Genomic DNA, 20,133 nt, shown 5'->3' with positions numbered 1-20,133 from the left:
ACAGATCGGAGCGTTCAATGGGCAACGGCACACGTGGCGGCTTGCTCCGCCGCCACCGGGACTTCCGGCTCCTCTGGTTAGGCGAGACGGCGGGGCGCTTCGGCCAGTCGGTCACGGTCCTCGCCGTTCCGCTGATCGCCGTGTCGACTCTGCACGCCGACACCTTCGAGGTCAGCCTGCTGAGCGCGGCGCCCTGGGTGCCGTGGCTGGTCATCGGCCTTCCGGTGGGCGTCTGGGTGGACCGGCTGCGGCGCAGGCAGGTGATGTTCTGGGCCAACGTCATCTGCTTCGCGCTCTTCGCCAGCGTCCCGGTCGCGGCGTGGGCCGGAGTGCTGGGGGTGACCCAACTGCTGCTCGTGGCCCTGCTCGCGGGCGCCGCCACGGTGTTCTTCCAGACCGCGTACACCGCCTACCTGCCGGACCTGGTGAAACCGGAGGACCAGGCCGAGGGCAACGCCAAGCTCCAGGGCAGCGCCTCCGCGGCGCAGATCGCCGGGCTCGGCTGCGGCGGCCTGCTCATCCAACTCGCGGGCGCCGCCAACGGGATGCTCGTCAACACGACGACCTTCCTGCTGGCGACCCTCTGCCTGGTCGCCATCCGGCACCGGGAGTCCGCACCCGAGCGGGTCCAACGGCCGCGCGGCGCCATGGCCAAGGAGATCCGGGAGGGGCTGGGACTGCTCTTCGGCGACCCCTTCCTGCGGAGCCTGGCGCTCTTCGGAGCGGCGTCCAACCTCGCCCTGACCGGGTACCAGTCGCTCATGGTCGTCTTCCTGGTCCGTGAGGTCGGCCTGTCCTCCGGCGAGATCGGCAGCCTCGCGATGGTCAGCGGAATCGGCGGTGTGCTGGGGGCGTTCGTCGTGCGCCGGGTCAGCGCCAGGCTGGGCAGCGGACGCGCCCTGCTGGTGTTCGAGCTGGTGCTGCCGGCGCTGGCCCTGCTCATCCCGCTGGCCGGCCCCGGGTGGGGCCTGCTGATGATCGTCCTCGCCTACAGCGGGGTGGCGATCGGCATCGTGGCGGGCAACGTCATCAAGTCCGGGTTCGTCCAGAGCTACGTCCCGAGCGCCGTGCTCGGCCGGCTCGTGGCGAGCTCCGCGTTCCTCAACTACGGCACGATGCCGCTGGGCGCCCTGCTCGGGGGTGCGCTCGGCACCTGGCTCGGCCTGCGCCCGGCCCTGTGGATCCTGACCGCGGGCGTACCGGCGGCGGCCCTGTTCCTCTACTGCTCCCCGATCCGCCGCCACCGGGACCTGCCGACCGGGCAGCTGCCCGGGCACCGGCCGCAGGCCGAGCCGGAAGCGGTCGAGGCGGTGCGGTAGAGCTTGTCGCGGAAGGTTCGGGCGCCGGGTCGGGGCACCTGAACGGGGGAGTCCCCCGCGCGGCGGGCGGGTGCGGCCGGTGAGCATGTAGTCCGACCGCCCGTGGCGCCGGGCCGGGTCCGCGGCGCGCGTCGGCGGGCGGGCACGGCCGCCCCGGGAACCCGCGGCGCAGGCCCGCGAGCCCCGCCGGGGGACTCCCCGAGGAAGGACGTACCCGCCATGGAGGCATCGGCACAGATCGGCGTGACGGGGCTCGCGGTGATGGGCCGCAACCTGGCGCGGAACTTCGCCCGCAACGGCTACACGGTCGCGGTGCACAACCGGAGCGAGGGCCGGACCAAGTCCCTGGTCGAGGAGTTCGGCCACGAGGGCGCGTTCGTCCCGGCGTGGTCGCCGCAGGAGCTGGTGGCCGCGCTGGAGCGCCCCCGCCGGCTGCTGATCATGGTGAAGGCCGGCCGGGCCACCGACGAGGTCATCGAGGAGTTCGCCCCGCTGCTGGAGGCGGGCGACATGCTCATCGACGGTGGCAACGCCCACTTCGCCGACACCCGCCGCCGGGAGCGGGCGCTGCGCGAGCGCGGCATCCACTTCGTCGGGACCGGCGTCTCCGGCGGGGAGGAGGGCGCGCTGCACGGCCCCTCGGTGATGCCCGGCGGCTCCGCCGAGTCCTACGCCGTGCTCGGCCCGATGCTGGAGCGGATCAGCGCCCACGTGGACGGCGACCCGTGCTGCACCCACATCGGCACCGACGGGGCCGGCCACTTCGTGAAGATGGTGCACAACGGCATCGAGTACGCCGACATGCAGCTCATCGCCGAGGCCTACCACCTGCTGCGGGAGGTCGGCGGGTACGCCCCCGCCGAGATCGCCGAGACCTTCCGGCGCTGGAACGAGGGGCGGCTCGACTCCTACCTGATCGAGATCACCGCCGAGGTGCTCGCCCACACCGACGCCGCCACCGGCGAGCCCTTCGTCGACGTCGTCCAGGACGCCGCGGAGCAGAAGGGCACCGGACGCTGGACCGTCCAGACCGCCCTCGACCTCGGCTCCCCGGTCACCGCCATCGCCCAGGCCACCTTCGCCCGGGTCGCCTCCGCCCGGGCCGAACTGCGGGCGGCCTACCGGCCGCTGCCCGGGGGCGGCCGGCAGGAGTTGCGCCCGCACGAGGCCGAGCGCTTCACCCGGGACGTCGAGCAGGCCCTCTACGCGTCCAAGGTCATCGCCTACGACCAGGGCTGGACGATGATCCGCGACGCCGCGGCCGAGTACGGCTGGGACATCGACCTGGGGGCGGTGGCGAGGATCTGGCGCGGCGGGTGCATCATCCGCGCCGCGTTCCTCGACCGGATCCGTGCCGCCCACGCGGCCAACCCCGACCTGGTCAGCCTGCTCGCCGAGGAGGAGTTCGCGGCCGAGGTCTCCGACGCCCAGGCGGCCTGGCGCACGGTGGTGGCCGGCGCGGCCCAGCACGGCATCCCGGTGCCGGCCTTCTCCGCCGCGCTCGCCTCCTACGACACCCTGCGCAGCCCGCACCTGCCCGCCGCGCTGATCCAGGGGCAGCGCGACTTCTTCGGCGCCCACACCTACCGCCGCACCGACCGCCCGGGCAGCTTCCACACCCTCTGGGCCGAGCCCGGCCGCCCCGAGGTACGGACGGACGGCGGGACGGCGTAGCCGGACGGCCCCGGCGCCCCCGGGGGGGCGGGCGTCAGGGCCTCGCCGGGGCGGGCCTCAGGGCTTCTCCGGGACGGTCTTCCGCTCCGCCGCCCGCTCGATCTCCGCGAGCATGTCGCGCGGGAACCAGAGGCTGCTCGCGCCCGCGAGGGCGACGGCCGCCGCGCCGACCAGCACCGGCACGATGCCGACCCGGGAGGCGAGCCACCCGCCGACGAAGGCGCCGACGGGCAGGGTGGCGGTCAGCACAGCCTGGAGGAAGGCGTTGACGCGGCCCAGCAGGTGGGCGGGGGTGACGAGTTGGCGCCCGGTGGTCATGGCGATCGACCAGATGGTGGCCATCAGCCCGAACAGCAGCTGGTACAGGACCAGCACGGCGAAGGACAGCCCCAGGGACGCCGCCGGGATGAGGAAGAGGGCGGCGCCCGCGCCCACGGCGCACAGTCGGATGGCCCGGGCCATGCCCAGCGCCCGGGTCACCGAGGTCGCGACCAGCACGCCGGTGCCCATGCCGACGGCGTACGCCGCGTAGACCGTGCCGAGCTGCCACGGGGACAGTTGCAGCTCCCGGTCGGCGTACAGGACGAACAGGCCGCCGCCGGCCCCGCCGCCGAGGTTGAGCCCGGCCGCGGCCAGCGCCTGGCGGCGCAGCAGGGTCTCGCGCCGGATGACCGCGAGGCCCTCCCGCAGTGCGTCGAGGCGGGAGCGCGCGCCGCTGCCCGCCTCCTGCGCGGACCGGTTCAGCGTGGCCGGCAGCGCGAGGAACAGGGCCCCGCCGACGAGGTAGGCGGCGCACTCGACCAGCAGCGCCGGGGCCGGGTCGATCAGGCCGATCAGGATGCCGCCGAGCGCCGGCCCGCCGATCAGGCCGATGGTCCGGGCCCCGGTGAGCGAGGAGTTGGCCGGCAGCAGGCGGTCCGGGGGCACCACCCGGGGCAGACAGGACTGCAGCGCGACGCCCTGCGCGGAGTTCAGCGCCCCGGAGGCGGCGGCCGCGGCGAACAGGTGCGGCCAGGTCAGGCCGTCCAGCGCGGCGGCGAGCGGCACGCTGCCGATGGCGGGGACCTGCAGCCAGGACACCGCTACCAGCATCCGCCGCAACCGGGCCCGGTCGACGGCCACGCCGATCAGCGGGCTGAGCAGGACGCCGGGCAGGTAGGTCATCGCCATCAGCGCCGAGGCGCCCAGCGGGCCGGCGTGCAGGTGGGCGATGGCCAGCAGCGGCAGCGCCAGCGCGGTGACCTGACGCCCCACCGAGCTGGTCGTCTGCTCCGTGACCAGCAGCAGAAGCGGCCGGTGCCGGCGCAGCGGTACGGATTCCGGGGCCTTGGCCGGGGCCGGGGTGGCGGCCGGGGTCGCGGCCGGGCCGGACTCTGGGGGTATGGACGACTCCTCGGCCGTGGAGGATCCCATGTATCAAACTCCTGTGTCGGGCACGGGCCAGTGGCGGATGCGGGGCGGGAGCGTCACCGCCCAGCCCCGGGTGACGAGCACGAGGCCCTCGGACGCCGGCACGGACACCGCCTCACGGCCCGTACTGCCGAGGTCGTCCAGGGCGGTGGGGGTCAGGCAGGCCCGGAAGGTGGCCACCAGGTCGGGGTGGTCCAGGGCGAAGCGGGCCGAGGCGTCCGGGGTGCGGCGGTCGCGGACCTGGAGGACGTCCGGTCCCCGGATGCGCAGGCCCCACGTGCTCTCGGCGGCCCGTGGCGGGGAGTCACGGAAGTAGTCCATGCCGATGATGTTGTCGACCGTGATGACGTCGAGCAACTTGTGCTGGTGGACGAGCCGTTCGGTCTCGGACTACGCCCGGCTCGCGGCCGTGGAGAAGGCGTACGACCCGGCCGACGTCCTGCGCGGCAACCTGAACATCCGACCCGAGGACGAGATAGGGGCAGGCGGCGTCGGCGGTCCGGGCCTAGTCCGGGGCGGAACCGCCCGGCCCGGCGACCAGCCAGTGCGCGGGCAGCTCGATCCGGGAGCCGTCGGCGGCGGACTCCGTGGTGGCCAGCGGCAGTTCGCCGGCGGCGAGGACGTCGAGGCCAGCCGTGCGGAACAGCTCCGGGAAGACCGCGTCGGCGACCTCGGCGGGGGCGAGCCCGTGCGAGAACACCGGGCGCAGCTTCGGCGGCGGACCGTCCGGGGCGTGGACGAGCTCGCCCAGGACGCCCTTGGCCGCCTCGGCGAGCTCGAACACGAAGGCCCGGCCGCGGTCCCCGAGCAGGATGCGAACGGCCTCGACCACCCGTGGGCGGTCCGCCGGCTCGCTCTGGTGGATCACCCCGCGCACGTACACGTTGGCGTCGCCGAGGCGCTGGTGGAGCGCCCGGACGGCCTCGGGGTCGGTGGCGTCCAACCGGGTGAACTCGGCCCGCCCGGCCGGGTCGCAGCGCCGGGCGAGGTCCAGCGCGGCGGCGGACAGGTCGACCCCGAGGGCGAGCGGGAAGCGCTCGGCGAGGAAGCGGGTCTGGGTGCCGTTGCCGCAGCCCAGGTCGACGATGGGCAGCGCGGGGTCCGCCAGGTGCGGGCGGAGCAGCGTGAGGTGGCGTTCGGCGCTGCGGGCCGGCTCCGCGTCCCAGATCACCCCGCCCGGTTCCTCGGGCGCGTCGCGCCAGAAGCCCTCCCAGGCGTCCAGGTACCGACTCGTCACGCTCATGGCGGAGGCCTCCGGGTGGTGCGCGGGGTGTCTGGCTCGTGTCTATCGGTACCCGGCCGGGGCGGCAAGCGGGTACCGGCGGGCGGCGGCGGGCGCGCGCGGTCGGCGTGCGGGGGGCGCGTACGGCGGCGCGCGGGATCGGCTCGCGAGGTCAGCCCGCGGCGCGCGCCTGGCGCAGCAGGTAGAGGCCGGAGGCGGCGGCGAGCACCGCCATGCAGGCGGCGAAGACCAGGCCCGCGTGCGTCAGGCCGAGCGGCCCGGTCAGCAGGCCCACCCCGATGACCGGGATCGAGATGCCGAAGTAGGCGACCACGAACAGCGCCGAGAGGGCGCCGCCGCGGTGCTCGGGAGGAGCGGCCGCGGCCACCTCGCCCACCGCCCCGCGCAGGCCCATGCCCTGCCCGGCGCCGCCCGCCAGGGCGCTGAGCACCAGCGGCGGCAGGCTCTCCCAGGCGAGCGAGGCGGCCAGCAGGGCCATCCCGGCGATCAGCACCAGGCAGCCCAGCGGCACCGCCCGGGCGGTGCCCAGCCGGGGCACCAGGAGCTGGCCGAGGGTGGAGGCGAAGAAGGCCGTGAAGACGACCAGGCCGACCACCGCGCGGTTGTGGACGCCCAGACCGGTGGCGAGGAAGGCGGGACTGACCGAGGTGAACAGGCCCAGCAGGGAGAAGCCGGCGAACGCGGCGATCCCGGCCGGCACGAACACCCGGCGGACCTCCGGCGGCAGCGCCGGCCGGTCGGGCCGGGCCGTGCGCAGCGGACGGGCCCCGGCGACCGTCTCCGGGAGCATCCAGGTGAGGGCGAAGGAGACCGCGAGCAGCCCCAGGTGCACGACGAACGGCAGCACCAGCGGGTACGGGGCGTACTGCGAGAGCAGGCCCGACAGCAGCGGCCCGCAGCCGAGCCCGCCCATGTTGGCGGCGGTCGCGACGAAGCCCGCGCGGGCCTGGTGCCCGGGCGGGGCGAGCTCCAGCACGTATGCCGTCCCGGTGCCGGTGAACAGGCCCGCCGAGAACCCGGACAGCAGTCGGCCCAGGCAGAGCAGGGCGACGCTGTCCGCGGTCAGGAAGACCACGGCGCTGGCGGCCGAGCAGACCAGCCCGCAGAGCAGCACGGGCCGGCGCCCGACGGAGTCCGAGACGTTGCCGATCAGCAGCAGGACGCCGATGACACCGAAGGCGTACACCGCGAACACGACCGTCACCGTCAGCTCGGAGAAGCCGAGCTTCTCCTGGTACAGGCCGTAGAGCGGGGTGGGCAGCGTGGTGCCCGCCATGCAGACGGCGAACGCGGCGGCGGCGACGAGGTGGCCCACCCGGGCCGTACCAGGCCCGGCGGTCCGACGATCGGTCATTCGCCCACGATAGGCGCGCACCCGGGAGGGGGGCCGTGCCGTGCGGGGGAGCGCTGCGCCGAATGGCCGTCCGGCCGTGCTCGGCGGCTATCGGGCGCGGGAGGGCAGGGTCAGCGGTCCGGGTGCCAGGTGGATTCGAGGGCGGTGGTGCCGTCCGGCCGGGGCACGGGGTGCCAGCGGGCGCGCAGACCGGCCGGACGGGCGGCCGGCCGGGGCGCGCCCAGGGCACCGAGCACGGTGCTGTCGAGCGGGCTGGCGGCCAGCCGGTCCAGCACCCGCGCGCAGGCGCCGCGCAGGCCGTGGCCGTGGCGGCGCGCGTCGGGGACGTCGGAATGGAAGGCAGCGAGGACGGACATGCGGCTCACCTCCGGAGCGACCTGCGGGTCGTGCAGGCGTGGTCCGTCCAGCTTCGGGCCGTCCGGGGGCACCGGGCTCCGGATTGACGGGCTATTGACGGCTGCCGACACTCCGCTGACGGACTGCTGACGCGGAGGCGGTCCCCGCGCCCGCTCCAGTGGGTCCCGGACCCGCTCGGCGGAGGCCTGTCCGGTGGCGGGACGCGGGGTCAGCCCGTCGCCTGCCCGGCCTCGCCCTGGTGCATCCAGGCGATGACGTCCAGCACCCGCAGCACGCCGATGTCCTCGCCGATCCCGGCCTCCGTACGGAGCTCCGCCAACCGGGCGCGGAACGCCCCGCCGTCCGCGCGCAGGGCGTCGGCCAGCGCGGACCAGAAGGTGGTGTCGACCTTCGGCCGCCGGAAGAGCGCCTTCACCCGGATGTCGTAGACGGGTATCAGGTGCGGCCGCTTGCGGGCCAGCAGCTTGCCCGCGACGACGGGGCCGACCCCGTCCGGCTTGCCCGGGTACGCGGCGCGGGGGTTCGCCAGCCGGTCCCACAACTCGGCGGCCGGTCCGCCGGGGGCGATCAGCGGGGCACTGGCCGGGTCCTCCAGCCGGGCGTCGCGGGGGATCGCGGACAGCAGCCGGCCCCAGTGCCCGTCGGGGTCGGTGAGCAGTTCGACGGCTCCGTGGGGCTCGACCGAGACGCTCAGCATGGTGATCGCGAGCAGGTCGTCGGCGGTGAAGGCGTCCGCCGTCTCCGGGCGGTCGCCGCCGCCGGTGAGCCGCTCGAAGTGGGCGCCCGTGTAGTAGTGGTCGCCCTTCGCCCGCCGCCGGGTGAAGTAGTCGCGCAGCAGCCGGACGGAGGCCCCGGTGTCCCCGTACACCGGGGGAATCCACAGCGCCGTCATGAGGGACCCCCTTCGAATCCGTGCGTCCGGGGGCAGTGTGGCAGAGGGGTCCGACAATCCGGTCCGGAGGCCGCTGAACCGGGCCGGTGCCGGGGGCCGTAGGACCGTAGTGGGCGCGCAGCGGTGCGTCCGCGAAGCGGCGGGCGCGTCCGCGAGGAACCCGGGAGGAAGTGGATGCAGTCCCGACGCGACCAGGTGCGGGCGCACCCGGTCGTGCTGAACAGGCCGGTCCCGGATGCGTTGCGGGCGGAGCCCGACGCACCGGACACCCCCACCCGGCGCACCACCCGGGGCGCCACGACGGGCCCGGCGGAGGAGGAGTGATGGGCGCTGTGGAGGCCCCGGAGGCGGTCGGCGCCTCGACGCTGCGGGCGCTCGGCGCGCACTACGTGATCGCACCGCCCGGCGCGGAGGCCGACGGACTGGCCGAGGCGCTGGCGCCCGTACGCGCCCAGCCGGGGGCGCTGCTGCTGCTCGCCGCCGCCGAGGACGCGGCACCCGTCCTGCTCGCCTCGCTGGGAGAACTCGCCCGGGCCGCGCGCGGGCGCGACGCCGACGTGCTGGTGCTGGCCGCCTCCGGACTGGCCGCGGTCGGCCCCGACGGCCGGCGGCCCGCCGAACTGCTCGCCCGGCGCAGCGGGTTGACCGTCGTCGCACCGGACACGGTGGTCAGCGTCGAGCCGGACGGCACCCTGCCGGCCGTGGACGGGACGTGGTGGCGCTGCCGGCCCGGCGGGGGAGCGGAGCCGCTCGGCGGCCGCTGGCCCGCCGACGCGACCATCACCCCGCTGGCCGGCGGGGCGTACTGGATCACCGACGCGGCGGTGGGACCGGTCCGCCCCGCCGTGCTGGACCGGGCCTTCGCACCGCGCGACCGGCTGCTGCTGATCATCGGCGCGCCCGCCCGGTCACTGCCCAGCGGTGCCCAACTGGCCAGTGCGGCGACCCTGTTGAAGGAGCAGGCGCCCCATCGGGAGTACCTCGCGCTGAGCGCGCCGTGGGCCGCGCCGCTCGAACTCATCGAGACGGCCGCCGTGCTGGCGGCCTCGCTCGGGCAGGAGGTGCGGGCGGCGATCGGCGTGCCGGTGGCCAGGTCGGGCGTGCCGGGGGCGCCCGGGTGCGGCGTGCGGCACGTCCACGTGGCGCCGGACGGGGGCGAGGGCTGGGAACCGTACCTCATCGAGTTGTCCGCCCGCCCGCGCGAACGCACCGTCACCGCCGTCGGCTGGCGCGTCGGGCCCGGCCCGGGTGTGGGGTTTGGGGCGGAGCGCTTTCCGGCTCTCCCCGGCCCGGGTGCGGGGCCCGGTCCGGGCCGCTTCCCGGCCTTTCCCGGCCCGCCTCCGGTCCCCGGCGCGGGGCGTTTCCCGGTCTTCCCGGGCCCGGCTGTGGGGCCTGGGGCGGGGCGTTTCCCGGCTCTCCCCGGCCCGCCCGCAGGGCCCGGAGCGGGGCGGCTTCCGGCTCTCCCCGGCCCGCCCGCGGCCCCTGGGGCGGGCCGTTTTCCGGCTCTCCCCGCGCCGCCTTCGGTGCTCGGGGCGGCGCGCTACCCGGCCTTCCCCGGCTGGGAGGTGGAGGCGGTGGCGGCCGGACTGTGGCTGCGCCCGGCCGCGACCCCGGAGCGGGGCCCCCGGCTGCGTCGGCCGGACCCGGCCCAGCCCGTGCTGGTCGTGGGCACGCCGGGCCGCCCGGTTCCGGACGCGGTCTGGGACCACCTCGGTACGGTGCTGGGCTCGCTCCCGGCCGGGCCGGTACGCCTCGCGCTCGTGGTGGCGGGGGTGTTGGACGTGGAGTCGGCCGCGGTGGGGCGGTTCTGCGCGCGGCAGTACGGGCTGGACTGGCTCGGCGAGGAGGCGGTCGAGGCCGCGGAGGTGCGGGTGGCCGTGCTCGGTTCCGAGCCGGTGACGGCTCCGGAGCCCGTCGCCACGGTGCCGACTTCGGAAGGGGCGTCGGTGGCGGAGGCTCCCGGGGAGGCCCATGAGGGAACAATATTGGCCCCTGAGGTCGTCGTGGAGGAGCCTGAGGAGTCGGTTGCCGAAGTCCCGCTAGCAGAGCCCGAGTTGCTGTCCGAGCCTGAGGTGGAGGAGTCGGTCGCCGAGGCCCCGGAAGTCGATCCCGAGCCCGAGCCCGAGGTGCCCGCTGCGACGCCCCCGGCCCCGGAACCGTCCCCGGAGCCGGAGCCGTCGGAGCCCGCCACCCCCGCCGGGGACGGCGAGGCCCTGGTCGCCCAACTCGGCGCCGCCTACGAGCCCTTGGCCCGGCGGGCCGAGGACGTCGCCACCCGCCTGCCCGCCCTGCGCGCGCAGGCGGAGGACGGCGACCAGGGGCCCGAGCTGGTCGCCCTCCTGCTGCACGCCGGCGACTCCGGCCCCCTGGCCCCGCGCGCCGAACTCCTCGCGGCGGCCCGCTCCGGCGAGCCCGGCCGCTACGGCCCGTACCTGCGTTGCCTGGCCGCCGGCCTGCGGCGGCTGCCCGGGTACTACGGCGGTGTGCTGGTCGCCGGTCCGGCGCAGGCCTGCGACCTCGCCGCGTACGCCCCGGGCACGGTGCTGACCGAGCGGGCCCCGGTGACCGCCCTGGCGGTGCCCGAGGCGGACCTGGGGGAGGACGTCGGGATCGAGTTCGCCATCTGGTCCGTCGGCGGCCGCCGCAGCTCGGCCTTCGGCGAGCCGGGCGACCCGCCCATGGTGGTCTTCGTCCCGGGCGCGGAGTTCGAGGTGGTCGAGGTCCAGCCGGCGGACCCGGAGGAGGGCCGTCCGGCCCGGGTCCTGCTCCACGAGATCGGCGGCGTCCGCCCGAGCCCCGAGCGGCTGCGCACCTGGCTCGCCCGCCGCGACGCCGTCGCCCCCGCCGACCGCGTCCGCCCCGCCGACCCCTCCCGCTACGCCCTCGACCTGGGCGTCGGCTCCGGACCCGCCGACTGACTGTCGGTGGGGCCGGATACGGTGCGTCCCGGAGCCGGACCACAGGAGGGGTCATGGAAGCAGGGGAAGCATCCGTCGCCGCGCTGAAGGCCGTCATGTCGCCGCACGACGGCGCCGACGAGCAGGTGGACTGGGCCGCGGTGGGCCAGGCCTGGGGCGTCCGGTTCCCCGCCGACTACGTGGCGTTCATGGCCACGTACGGGGCCGGTGGAATCGACGAGGCGTTCGGCGTCCTGGCCCCCGAGGCGAGCACGGCGCCGCCCGAGGGCCCGGGCTTCGGCAGCGCGGCCGGGGAGACCGCCATCCTGCGGAGCCTCTGGTCGACCGAGGGCGGGCCGGCCGGCGTCGAGGCCGGGCCGGACTCGGTGATCGCGTGGGGGGTGAGCTGCGGGGCGGACATCCTCGGCTGGCTCACGGTCGACGACGACCCCGACAAGTGGCCGGTCCTGGTGTGGGAGCGTCATGGGTCGCCGAACTGGCAGCTCTACGACTGCGGGATGGCGGAGTTCCTGCGCCGCCTGTTCACCGAGGGCTTCGACCGCTGTCCGCTCAGCGACGCCTCCCTCTGGGGCGATCCGTCCCCGCACTTCGTCCACTGGCGTGAGGAGCGGCGCCGAATCGAGGAGCGGTTGGACCCGTACACCGGAGAGCCGCTCTCCTGGTCCTTCTGAACCACCCGGTGAACCCCGCACGGGCGGCCGGCCGTCGGACGGAACACAGGGACGTGGTCGGTGGGAGGGGCGCGGGGTGGGACCCGGCCGGTGGCGGGCGCGGAGCCGGTCCGGACGGTCGGGTCCGAGGCGCGCCGATTTCGGCTGAACCGGTTCGGCCGTGCGGGCCGTAGCTCCCCACAGGAGTGTCATCGAGCACAGGGGATGCATGGTGGGCGAGGAGCAGCGCGGCGGGCCGGAGCGGAGGCCGGGCGGGTTCCGGCTCCCGGCGGTGAACTGGGCGTTGGCGGCCGAGGCGGACCAGGGGAAGCCGCCGGAGGCGCCCGTGAGCGCGGAGACGGCGGCGCCGCCCGCGCGGCCGGGCGCCGGTGGCGGTACCGGCACTGGTGCCGGTGCCGGTGTCAGCGCCGGGGCCACGGGCGCTGCGACGGGCGGGGCGCGGACCGGTCCGAAGCCCGAGACCGGGTCCAAGCCCGCGAGCCCCGCACCGACGGTCCCGCCCGCACGGCTGGGTGCCGGTCCCGAGGCCGGTGCCGGGCCCAAGCCCGCGAGCCCCGCGGCGCCGGTGCCGCCCGCGGGGTCGGGCGCCGAGGCCGGTGTCAGCGCCGGGCCCAAGCCCGCGAGTTCCGTTCCGGTGGTGCCGCCCGCGACGTCGGGTGCCGGTGCCGGGGCCAAGCCCGCGAGCCCCGCGCCGACGGTGCGGCCCGCGCAGCCGGGCGCCGGCGCCAATGGCGGTGCCAGTACCGGTGCCAGTACCGGTGTCAGTGCCGGGGTCAGTGCCGGGGTCACCGGCGCTGCGACGAACGGGGCACGGCCCGGTCCGAAGTCCGAGGCCGGGCCCAGGTCCGCGAGCGCCGAGACGGCGGTGCTGCCCGTGCAGCCGGGCGCCGGTGTCGGCGCCGGAGTCGGTGTCAGTTCCAGGGCCACGGGCGCCGCGACGAACGGGGCGCGAACCGGACCGAAGCCCGCGTCCGGGCCCAAGTCCACGGTCGGAGCCAGGCCCCCGGCAGGGACCGGTATCGGGCCGGCGCCCCTGCCGTCCCCCGCCAAGGGCCCGACGGCACCCGTCGGCCCGGCGACCCCCGCGGGGCCCGTGGGTCCGGGGGACCCTGGGCCGCGCACCGGCCGGGTCTCCCGTCCGATGATCGCCGCGGCCGTCGCCGTCGGCCTGGTGCTGGTCGGCACCTCCGTGATGGTGACCCAGCGCAGCGGCAGCGACCCGCACGGACCGGCCCAGGCCGACGCCCCGCCCGCCAACGTCCCCGGCTTCGACGAGCACGGTGGCACCGCCGGCGGCGTCGCGCCCGACGGGCAGTCGGGCTCGGCGGCACCGCAGCCGGACGGTTCGGCCGCACCGGCGTCGGGCGACCAGGCGGCCTCGGCCCCGAACGGCACCGGCGGCGGCGCTGGTGGCGGTGCCGGCGGTGGCGGGGGCGGTGCCGGTGCGGCCGCTCCTCCCGGCGGCGGGGCCAACCCCGCTGGGGGCGGCGCGGGTTCGGGCGGTGGGGGCGATCGCGCGCAGGGCGGCGCGGCCGCCGCCTCGGGTGGTTCGGGCGGCGGTGGCCCGGCCGCCGGTGGCACGGGCGGCGGCGGTGCGGCCAACCCGGCGCCGAACCAGCCGGCCCCCAACCAGCCGGCTCCGAACAAGCCGGCCCCGAACCCGTCGGCGCCCCAGCAGCCCGTACCCCCGGCCGCCAAGCCGCCCGCGCCGGTCACCGTGATCGCCGGCCCGTACTGCTCGGGCGGCGGCCAGTACAAGACCAACGGCTGGTTCGACCAGGGCAGCAGCGGCTGGCGCAACAACTCCGGTGGCTACAGCGGCGACGGCTGCAACGGCACCTACGCCTCGATGCCGATGTCCGGCAACGCCAACAAGGACGACAACGGCAACTCGGTCGTCTGGACCTTCACCGTGGACAAGGTCACCAGCTGCACCCTGTCGGTCTACATCCCGGCCAGCGGCGACGTGAAGCAGGTCGGCGGCAACCCGAGCACCTACACGGTGCAGAGCGGTGGCGGCCAGGTGGGCTCGTTCACCATCAACCAGACGGCGAGCCGGGGCAGTTGGGTGAACAACGGGCCGTTCACCTACCGCGGCCCGATCTCCGTCACGCTGCACAGCCGCGGTGTGGACTGGGGCGGCTCCAGTGGCGCCCACCACGCCGCCAGCGCCGTCCGCGCCACCTGCACGGCCTGACCCCGGCACGTACCGGGGCCCGGACCCGTCGAGCCACCGAACCGCTGAGTCACCAAACCACCGAGCGACCGAACCACAACGCCCCACGACGAAGGGAACCCCAGGCATGTCGCGCCCGGTGCTGACGGTCTGCGCGGAGCAGCGGGAACCCGGCTCCTACCGGACGATCGGCGAGGCCCTCCGGGCGGCCGGCGGCGGCGCGGTGATCTCGGTCCGGCCCGGCCGGTACGACGAGAACCTGGTGCTCACCAAGGCCGTGAGCATCACCGCCGCCGACGTCCGGGGCAGTGTGCGGATCAGCCCCCGGCGCGGTTCGGTGGTCCAGGTGCTCACCGAGGCCGTCCGGTTGACCGGTCTGGTGCTCCAGGGGCAGGACGACGAGCTGCCCGCCGTCGACGTCCCGCGCGGCCGCCTCACCGTGCGGGACTGCGAGGTGATCGGCAACGCCTGGACCGCCGTGCTCACCCGCGGGCCGGGCGAACTCGCCATGTGCGGCAGCCGGGTCACCAACCCGGCCGGCGCCGGGCTGGTGGAGACCTCCACCGGCTCCAGCGTGATCGAGGACAGCGTCGTCGAGCACCTGGGCACCTCGGCCGTGGTCATCGGCGAGCGGGCCGACCCGACCGTCCGGCGCTGCGTGCTGCGCGACGCGCGCGGCAACGGCCTGTGCGCCAACGGCGAGGCGCGCGGCGTCGTCGAGGACTGCGAGATCTCCGGCACCGACAAGCCCGCCGTCGCCCTGGAGGAGCGGAGCAGCACGCGCCTGCTGCGCACCGCGATCCGGGACAGCGCGCTCGGCGTCTTTGTCGGCTCCGCCGCCCGGGTCGTGCTGGAGGACTGCACCGTCACCGCCGTGCGCGGCCACGGCTACGTCCTCACCGACGGCACCGACCCGCTGCTGCGCCGCTGCCGCGCCGTCCGCCCCCAGGGGTACGGTCTGCACATCGCGGGCCGGGCCCGGGGCACCCTGGAGGACTGCGAGGTCACCGCCCCCGCCGGGGTCGGCATCCACGTCGGCGGGTCGGCCGGGCCCAGCCTGCTGCGGACGGTGGTGCGCGACGCCGGGACCGACGGCGTCGAGCTCACCGGCGGGAGCGCCGCCGAGTTCGACCGCCTGGAGGTCCGCCGCGCGGCCGGCGTCGGCATCGTGGTGCGCGACGGCGCCGACCCGCTGCTGCGCCGCGGCACCGTCACCGCCGCCGGCCGCCACGGGATCGAGGTGCTGGGCGACGGGCGCGGCCGGCTGGAGGACGTCACCGTCGTCGACGCCGGACGGCACGGGGTGCGGATCGCCGACGGCGCCCACACCCACCTCGGCGGCGGCCTGGTGCGCGGCAGCGGGTCCTGCGGGATCTCGGTCGGCGCCGGGGGCGTCGCCATCCTGCGCGACGTCGAGTGCACCGGCAACGCCCTCGACGGCGCGAGCGTCGAACGCGGCGGCGAACTGGCCGCCACCCGCGCCCGGTTGGGGAGCAACCGGCGGCACGGGCTGCACCTGCTGCCCGGCTCCCGGGCCACCCTGACCTCCTGCCGGCTCGGCGACAACACCGTGGACGGGCTGCGCTCCGAGTCCGCGGAGCCCGTCCGGTTCACCGACTGCACGGCCGCCGGGAACCAGGGCGCCGGGCTGTGGCAGACCGCGCCGACCGACCGCCTCGTGGTGGAGAACCTCGACAGCCGGGACAACCGCTCGCCGGACGCCCACGGCACGGCGGCCGCCGCCGCCGTCGCTGCGGACGCCGCCGGCGACGGTACGGAAGCCCCCGGGGAGGAGGCCGTCGGCCCGCAGGCCGTCCTCCGGGCCCTGGTCGGGCTGGAGGGCGTCAAGGAGCAGGTCGCCACCCTGGTCAACCTCGGCAAGCTGACCCGCCGCCGCGAGCAGGCCGGGCTGCCCGCCCTGCCGATGAGCCGGCACCTCGTCTTCGCCGGTCCGCCCGGCACCGGCAAGACCACCGTCGCCCGGCTCTACGGGGCGATCCTCGCCGAACTCGGCGTGCTGCGCAGCGGCCACCTGGTCGAGGTCGCCCGGGCCGACCTGGTCGCCCCGGTCGTCGGCGGGACGGCCCTGAAGACCACCGAGGTGGTCAGGGAGGCCCTCGGCGGGGTGCTGTTCGTCGACGAGGCCTACACCCTGTCGGCGGGCTCCGGCGTGGCCGGCCCGGACTTCGGCCGGGAGGCCGTCGACACCCTGGTGAAGCTGATGGAGGACCACCGCGACGACCTGGTGGTGATCGTCGCCGGGTACGAGGCCGGGATCCGCGGGTTCCTGGCCTCCAACCCCGGCCTGGCCTCCCGGTTCAGCCGCACCGTCGAGTTCCGGAACTACCGCGCCGACGAGCTCGCCACGATCGTCGAGCAGGCCGCCGGCGGACACGGCTACGAGCTCGCCGAGGGCACCCGGGAGGCGCTCGCCGCGCACTTCGACCGGATGCCCAAGGGCGCGGAGTTCGGCAACGGCCGGGCCGCCCGCAAGGTGTTCGAGGAGATGGTCGACCGGCAGGCCTCCCGGCTCGCCGAACTGGAGCACTTCGACAACGCGGCGCTCACCCGGCTGCTGCCCGCCGACGTCGGCGAGGAGTTCGCCCCGGCCGCCGCCGGCGAGGGGCGGGCCGGGGAGCCCGGCCTGCTCGACCGGCTGCGCGCCATGGTCGGCCTCGCCGCCGCCAAGGAGCAGGTCGAGGACCTGGTCAACCTGACCCGCCAGTCCCGGCGCCGGGTCGAGGCCGGGCTGCCCGCCGCCCCCCTCGGCCACCACCTGGTGTTCTCGGGCCCGCCCGGCACCGGCAAGACCACCGTCGCCCGGCTGTACGGCGAACTCCTCGCCGAACTCGGCGTGCTGCCCTCCGGCCGGCTGGTCGAGACCGCCCGCGCCGACCTGGTCGGCCGCTACCTCGGCCACACCGCCCACCTCACCCGGGACGCCTTCGAACGCGCCCGGGGCGGCGTGCTGTTCATCGACGAGGCGTACACCCTGACGCCCCGAGACGGCAGCGGCGGGGACTTCGGGCAGGAGGCGGTGGACACCCTGGTGAAGCTGATGGAGGACCACCGCGACGAGGTCGTGGTGATCGTGGCCGGCTACCGGGAGGAGATGCGCGGCTTCCTCGCCTCCAACCCCGGCCTGGCCTCCCGGTTCTCCCGGGAGATCACCTTCGAGCACTACGCGGACGAGGAACTCGTCGCCATCGTCCGGGCGCGGGCCGAGACCGCCGGCTACACCTGCACCCCGGAGACCCTGGCCGCACTCGGCACCCTGTTCGGCGCCGTCCCGCGCGACCGCTCCTTCGGCAACGGCCGGTTCGCCCGGCAGGTGCTCGAAGCGATGGTCACCCGGCAGGCGGGCCGACTCTCCCGGGTCGACGTGGTGGACCTGGACGAACTCAGCCTGCTGCTGCCGCAGGACATCCCGGCCGAACGGTTCGGCACCTTCGCGTGACCACGCCGCCGCCCCGCCCCCGGGCGGTGGCCGACCCGGGCTCGGCCGCCGCCGTCCTCGGCTACCGCCCGGACCTGACCGTCGACCAGCCGGCCGAAGAGCGGGAAGCCGCCGCCTCCCGCTGCCCCGGCCATCAGTACGGCCACGGCACCGTCGGCCCCGTGGCCGCTGTCACCCCGGCGGTCGTCCTCACCACGCGCCCCGCTCCACCCGAGAGCGGCGCCGGCATCGAGGCGGGCCTCCTCGCCCTCACCGTCCTCGCGGCCGTTGCCCTGGCGGCGGTGGCCGCCGCCGTGGCCCCGCGCGCCCGGGGCCGGCGCCCGGGCCGTGCGGAGGCGAGCCGGTCGTCTGGCCGGGGCCGAGGGCCTGACGGGAGGAATCCGCTCGTCGTGGTGATCGGCGCCGTGGGACCATCGGGGCCCGTCGGGGACCGGACGCGCCCGGCGGGTGAGATGTCGACACGGCACGGGAACGGAGGGCCCTGATGACGGAGCGGCAGTCGCCGACGGCGAGAGAGCTGGTGCTCGGCTTCCTGTCCGCGCTCGACCGGGCGGAGGCGGCGTTGTGCGAGGCGGTGCCCCCGCTGGAGCGCTTGGCGGACATCCTGGCGGCGGCACGCTCGGGGCGGCTCAGCCGGAGTGGTGAGGCCGGCGGCTACGCGTACCTGGTGCACGGGGCGGGATGCCGGATGACCGACCTGGCCGGAGTCGAGATCGACGTGGACTTCATCGACGGCACGGCGGCGTTCGACCTCTGGCGGCTGCGCTGCTACGGGCGGAGCCTGGCGACGCCCGTCGAGTGGCCGTCGGAGGAGCCCGGTCCGGCGGTCCGGGGGCTCGACGACCTGCTCGTCGAGCTGCGGCCGGGCTGGTTCGCGCCGACCGGATCCCGCGGGGTGGCCCTGGCGTCGGGTTGACCGGTGGCCGCCCGGTCGGCTCAGCGGTGCTCGGCCATGCCGTCGCCGATGAGGGCGGCGAGTTCCAGGTAGTCGAGGCGAGCCCGGGCGCGGAGGGCGGCGGGGGCGGCCGGGAGGGTGAGGGCGGCGCGGCAGCGGGTGCGGAAGTGGGGGAGGAGGTCGCGGTCGGCGACCGGGCGGTCGGTGGGCGGGGCGGGGGTGAAGGCGGCGACCGCCCCGCGGGCCAGGCCGTGGTGGCCGAGGGCGGCGAGGTGGTCGAGGAGGGCGTCGGCGGTGCGGGCTCCGGTGGCGGAGGCCGGGGCGCAGAGGAGCAGCCGGTCGGCGTGTTCGACGGCGGCGAGCCGGACCTCGGCCGGGGCGCCGGTGGTGTCCGCGAGGACCACCGGGTAGTGGCCGTCGGCCTCGCCGAGGGCCTCCCGCAGGGCGGCCGGGTCCGGCCGAACGGACCGCAGCACCCGGCCGCCCGTGCGGCATTCGCTCCCGGCGGGCCCGGCGGTGGTGAGGACGAGCACCGGGTGGGCCCGGTGTTCCGCGAGCAGGGCGCCGAGGAGGGCGGCGGCCCCCTCGGCGGGGCCGCCCAGGACGGCGATCCGGTGGCGGGTCCGCAGCGGCGCCCGGACGCGGTCGAGCAGGCGCCGCCGCCGTGCCTCCCCGCCGCCGGGGAGGGCGAGCCGCAGGGTGCGCGGGCGGTCGGTGTCGGGGCGCGGTACGGGCGGTGCGGGCAGCGGTGCGAGGGCAGGCGGGCTCGGCGGCAGGAACGGCAGCGGCGCCGCCGAGGACGGTCCGACGGCCGGCTCCCGGGTGGACGGCCGCCGTTCGGCGGGCGGGATCAGGACGGTGCCGAGCGGGTCCAGCGGGCGCGGGGGCAGCCGGGGCAGTGGGGGCAGCAGGGCGACGGGCTCGGGCCAGACGGCCGGCGAGTAGTCGGGTGCGGCCTGGGCGGTGCCGCCCGCGCCCGCGGTGCCGTCGGAGTAAGCCATCGGACGACCTCCCGGTCCCTGGTGCGCCGGACGGGTGCCTCCGGTCCGGCCGACCGTACGGTCTACCCGTACAGCCGGGAGTACGGCTGAAGGCTACCCTCCGGTTCAGCTGAACCGCTGGTGGTGGAGGGCCCGTTGAGCGGAACAGGGCGCACGGCGCGCCCCCTGTCGCTTCGGGAGGCCCGTAACGAGAAAACCCTCCGCCCGACCGGCTACCGATCGGTACCGTCATCGGGTGGCACCCGGCGTCCGCCGAGTGTCACCGAGTCGGAAGGAGCGTGAGTCCCGTGAACGGGACGGGGGAGGGCCGCGGCATGGCCGCGGACGGGCCGGAGGCGCGGGAGTTCGTCGCGGCCCTGGTGCGGGCCGGGGCGCCGAGCGCGGCCGGGCCGGCCGGGCTGGCGGTGCCCGAGGCGGCGGCGGAGCGGGTGATCGCGGTCGCCCGGCGGCTGGCGCTGCGTGCGGCGCCGGAGGAGCGGCCGCGGCCGGAGTCGGGGCTGCTGGGCGTGGCGACGGCGCTGGTGGTGGACGAGCACCCGTCGGCACCGGTGTGGTCGGCGGCGGAGCGGCAGCTGTTGGCGGGCTGGGTCGCGGTGCTGATCGAGCACCGGGGCGAGGACGGGGTGCGGGAGCTGCTCGGGGCGCTCGCCGAGGGCTGACACCGCGGCCCGGTGCGGCGCTCGGCGGGGGGCCGGGCGCCGAACCGGGCGGTGGCGGAAGAAGCCGCAGCTCACGGCCGCTAACGACCGGCCAACAGTCGTCGGCG

The 20,133-nt window shown here is 76.6% G+C and carries 17 protein-coding genes; 10 read left to right on the top strand and 7 right to left on the bottom strand.

Annotation, left to right across the window (positions count from 1 at the left end; translation table 11 throughout):
- Nucleotides 1-17: 17 nt before the first annotated feature.
- Both ACFY4B_RS13980 and gndA read left to right on the top strand, forming a co-directional pair.
- The gene (locus ACFY4B_RS13980; RefSeq protein WP_074004955.1) at nt 18-1,319 is read left to right on the top strand and encodes an MFS transporter; all 1,302 of its coding nucleotides are present in this window, start codon (nt 18-20) and stop codon (nt 1,317-1,319) included.
- 219 nt (nt 1,320-1,538) lie between these two features.
- Nucleotides 1,539-2,993, top strand: coding sequence for an NADP-dependent phosphogluconate dehydrogenase (gene gndA, locus ACFY4B_RS13975; protein WP_049657393.1), 1,455 nt, complete (start codon nt 1,539-1,541; stop codon nt 2,991-2,993).
- Between the two features lie 57 nt (nt 2,994-3,050).
- Here the strand turns inward: gndA and ACFY4B_RS13970 are convergent, their stop codons facing one another.
- The 6 genes from ACFY4B_RS13970 to ACFY4B_RS13945 form a co-directional block, all read right to left on the bottom strand.
- On the bottom strand, nt 3,051-4,406 hold the full coding sequence (locus ACFY4B_RS13970) for an MFS transporter (protein ID WP_387967980.1): 1,356 nt from the start codon (nt 4,404-4,406) through the stop codon (nt 3,051-3,053).
- Between the two features lie 3 nt (nt 4,407-4,409).
- Nucleotides 4,410-4,760, bottom strand: coding sequence for a DUF5825 family protein (locus tag ACFY4B_RS13965; protein WP_387967977.1), 351 nt, complete (start codon nt 4,758-4,760; stop codon nt 4,410-4,412).
- Between the two features lie 148 nt (nt 4,761-4,908).
- On the bottom strand, nt 4,909-5,646 hold the full coding sequence (locus ACFY4B_RS13960) for a class I SAM-dependent methyltransferase (protein ID WP_074004953.1): 738 nt from the start codon (nt 5,644-5,646) through the stop codon (nt 4,909-4,911).
- A gap of 151 nt (nt 5,647-5,797) precedes the next feature.
- Complete coding sequence (locus tag ACFY4B_RS13955) at nt 5,798-7,000, bottom strand: MFS transporter (RefSeq protein ID WP_074004952.1); 1,203 nt, start codon at nt 6,998-7,000, stop codon at nt 5,798-5,800.
- 110 nt (nt 7,001-7,110) lie between these two features.
- A complete protein-coding gene (locus tag ACFY4B_RS13950) occupies nt 7,111-7,356 on the bottom strand; it encodes a hypothetical protein (RefSeq protein ID WP_375873703.1) in 246 nt (81 codons plus the stop codon).
- 209 nt (nt 7,357-7,565) lie between these two features.
- Entirely contained in the window at nt 7,566-8,249 is a 684-nt protein-coding gene (locus ACFY4B_RS13945) for a DUF6308 family protein (RefSeq protein ID WP_387967974.1), read from the bottom strand.
- 174 nt (nt 8,250-8,423) lie between these two features.
- On the opposite strand from ACFY4B_RS13945, the gene ACFY4B_RS13940 reads away from it, so the two are divergent.
- The 7 genes from ACFY4B_RS13940 (at nt 8,424) to ACFY4B_RS13910 (ending at nt 18,387) form a co-directional block, all read left to right on the top strand.
- Complete coding sequence (locus ACFY4B_RS13940; protein ID WP_158077761.1) at nt 8,424-8,573, top strand: hypothetical protein; 150 nt, start codon at nt 8,424-8,426, stop codon at nt 8,571-8,573.
- A complete protein-coding gene (locus ACFY4B_RS13935; RefSeq protein WP_387967972.1) occupies nt 8,573-11,167 on the top strand; it encodes a hypothetical protein in 2,595 nt (864 codons plus the stop codon). The genes ACFY4B_RS13940 and ACFY4B_RS13935 overlap by 1 nt, the downstream gene beginning before the upstream one ends.
- A gap of 53 nt (nt 11,168-11,220) precedes the next feature.
- Nucleotides 11,221-11,838 (top strand): hypothetical protein, encoded by a 618-nt coding sequence (locus ACFY4B_RS13930; RefSeq protein WP_198959472.1) that lies wholly within the window; start codon nt 11,221-11,223, stop codon nt 11,836-11,838.
- A 1,141-nt stretch (nt 11,839-12,979) separates the two neighbouring features.
- Nucleotides 12,980-14,035, top strand: coding sequence for a hypothetical protein (locus ACFY4B_RS13925; RefSeq protein ID WP_387967970.1), 1,056 nt, complete (start codon nt 12,980-12,982; stop codon nt 14,033-14,035).
- A 106-nt stretch (nt 14,036-14,141) separates the two neighbouring features.
- On the top strand, nt 14,142-17,471 hold the full coding sequence (locus ACFY4B_RS13920) for a right-handed parallel beta-helix repeat-containing protein (RefSeq protein ID WP_387967968.1): 3,330 nt from the start codon (nt 14,142-14,144) through the stop codon (nt 17,469-17,471).
- A complete protein-coding gene (locus ACFY4B_RS13915; protein WP_387967966.1) occupies nt 17,468-17,956 on the top strand; it encodes a hypothetical protein in 489 nt (162 codons plus the stop codon). The genes ACFY4B_RS13920 and ACFY4B_RS13915 overlap by 4 nt, the downstream gene beginning before the upstream one ends.
- On the top strand, nt 17,956-18,387 hold the full coding sequence (locus ACFY4B_RS13910; RefSeq protein ID WP_387967964.1) for a DUF6896 domain-containing protein: 432 nt from the start codon (nt 17,956-17,958) through the stop codon (nt 18,385-18,387). The genes ACFY4B_RS13915 and ACFY4B_RS13910 overlap by 1 nt, the downstream gene beginning before the upstream one ends.
- Nucleotides 18,388-18,407: 20 nt before the next feature.
- Here the strand turns inward: ACFY4B_RS13910 and ACFY4B_RS13905 are convergent, their stop codons facing one another.
- A complete protein-coding gene (locus ACFY4B_RS13905; protein WP_387967962.1) occupies nt 18,408-19,367 on the bottom strand; it encodes a hypothetical protein in 960 nt (319 codons plus the stop codon).
- A 287-nt stretch (nt 19,368-19,654) separates the two neighbouring features.
- Here ACFY4B_RS13905 and ACFY4B_RS13900 point away from each other — a divergent pair, with 287 nt between their 5' ends.
- The gene (locus ACFY4B_RS13900) at nt 19,655-20,026 is read left to right on the top strand and encodes a hypothetical protein (protein ID WP_074004943.1); all 372 of its coding nucleotides are present in this window, start codon (nt 19,655-19,657) and stop codon (nt 20,024-20,026) included.
- The last annotated feature ends 107 nt before the right edge of the window (nt 20,027-20,133 follow it).

The organism is Kitasatospora sp. NPDC001261 (assembly GCF_042896795.1).
Lineage (GTDB): Bacteria > Actinomycetota > Actinomycetes > Streptomycetales > Streptomycetaceae > Kitasatospora.
The sequence above is the reverse complement of the archived record's forward strand: the minus strand, read 5'-3'. Positions and strand labels throughout refer to the sequence as shown.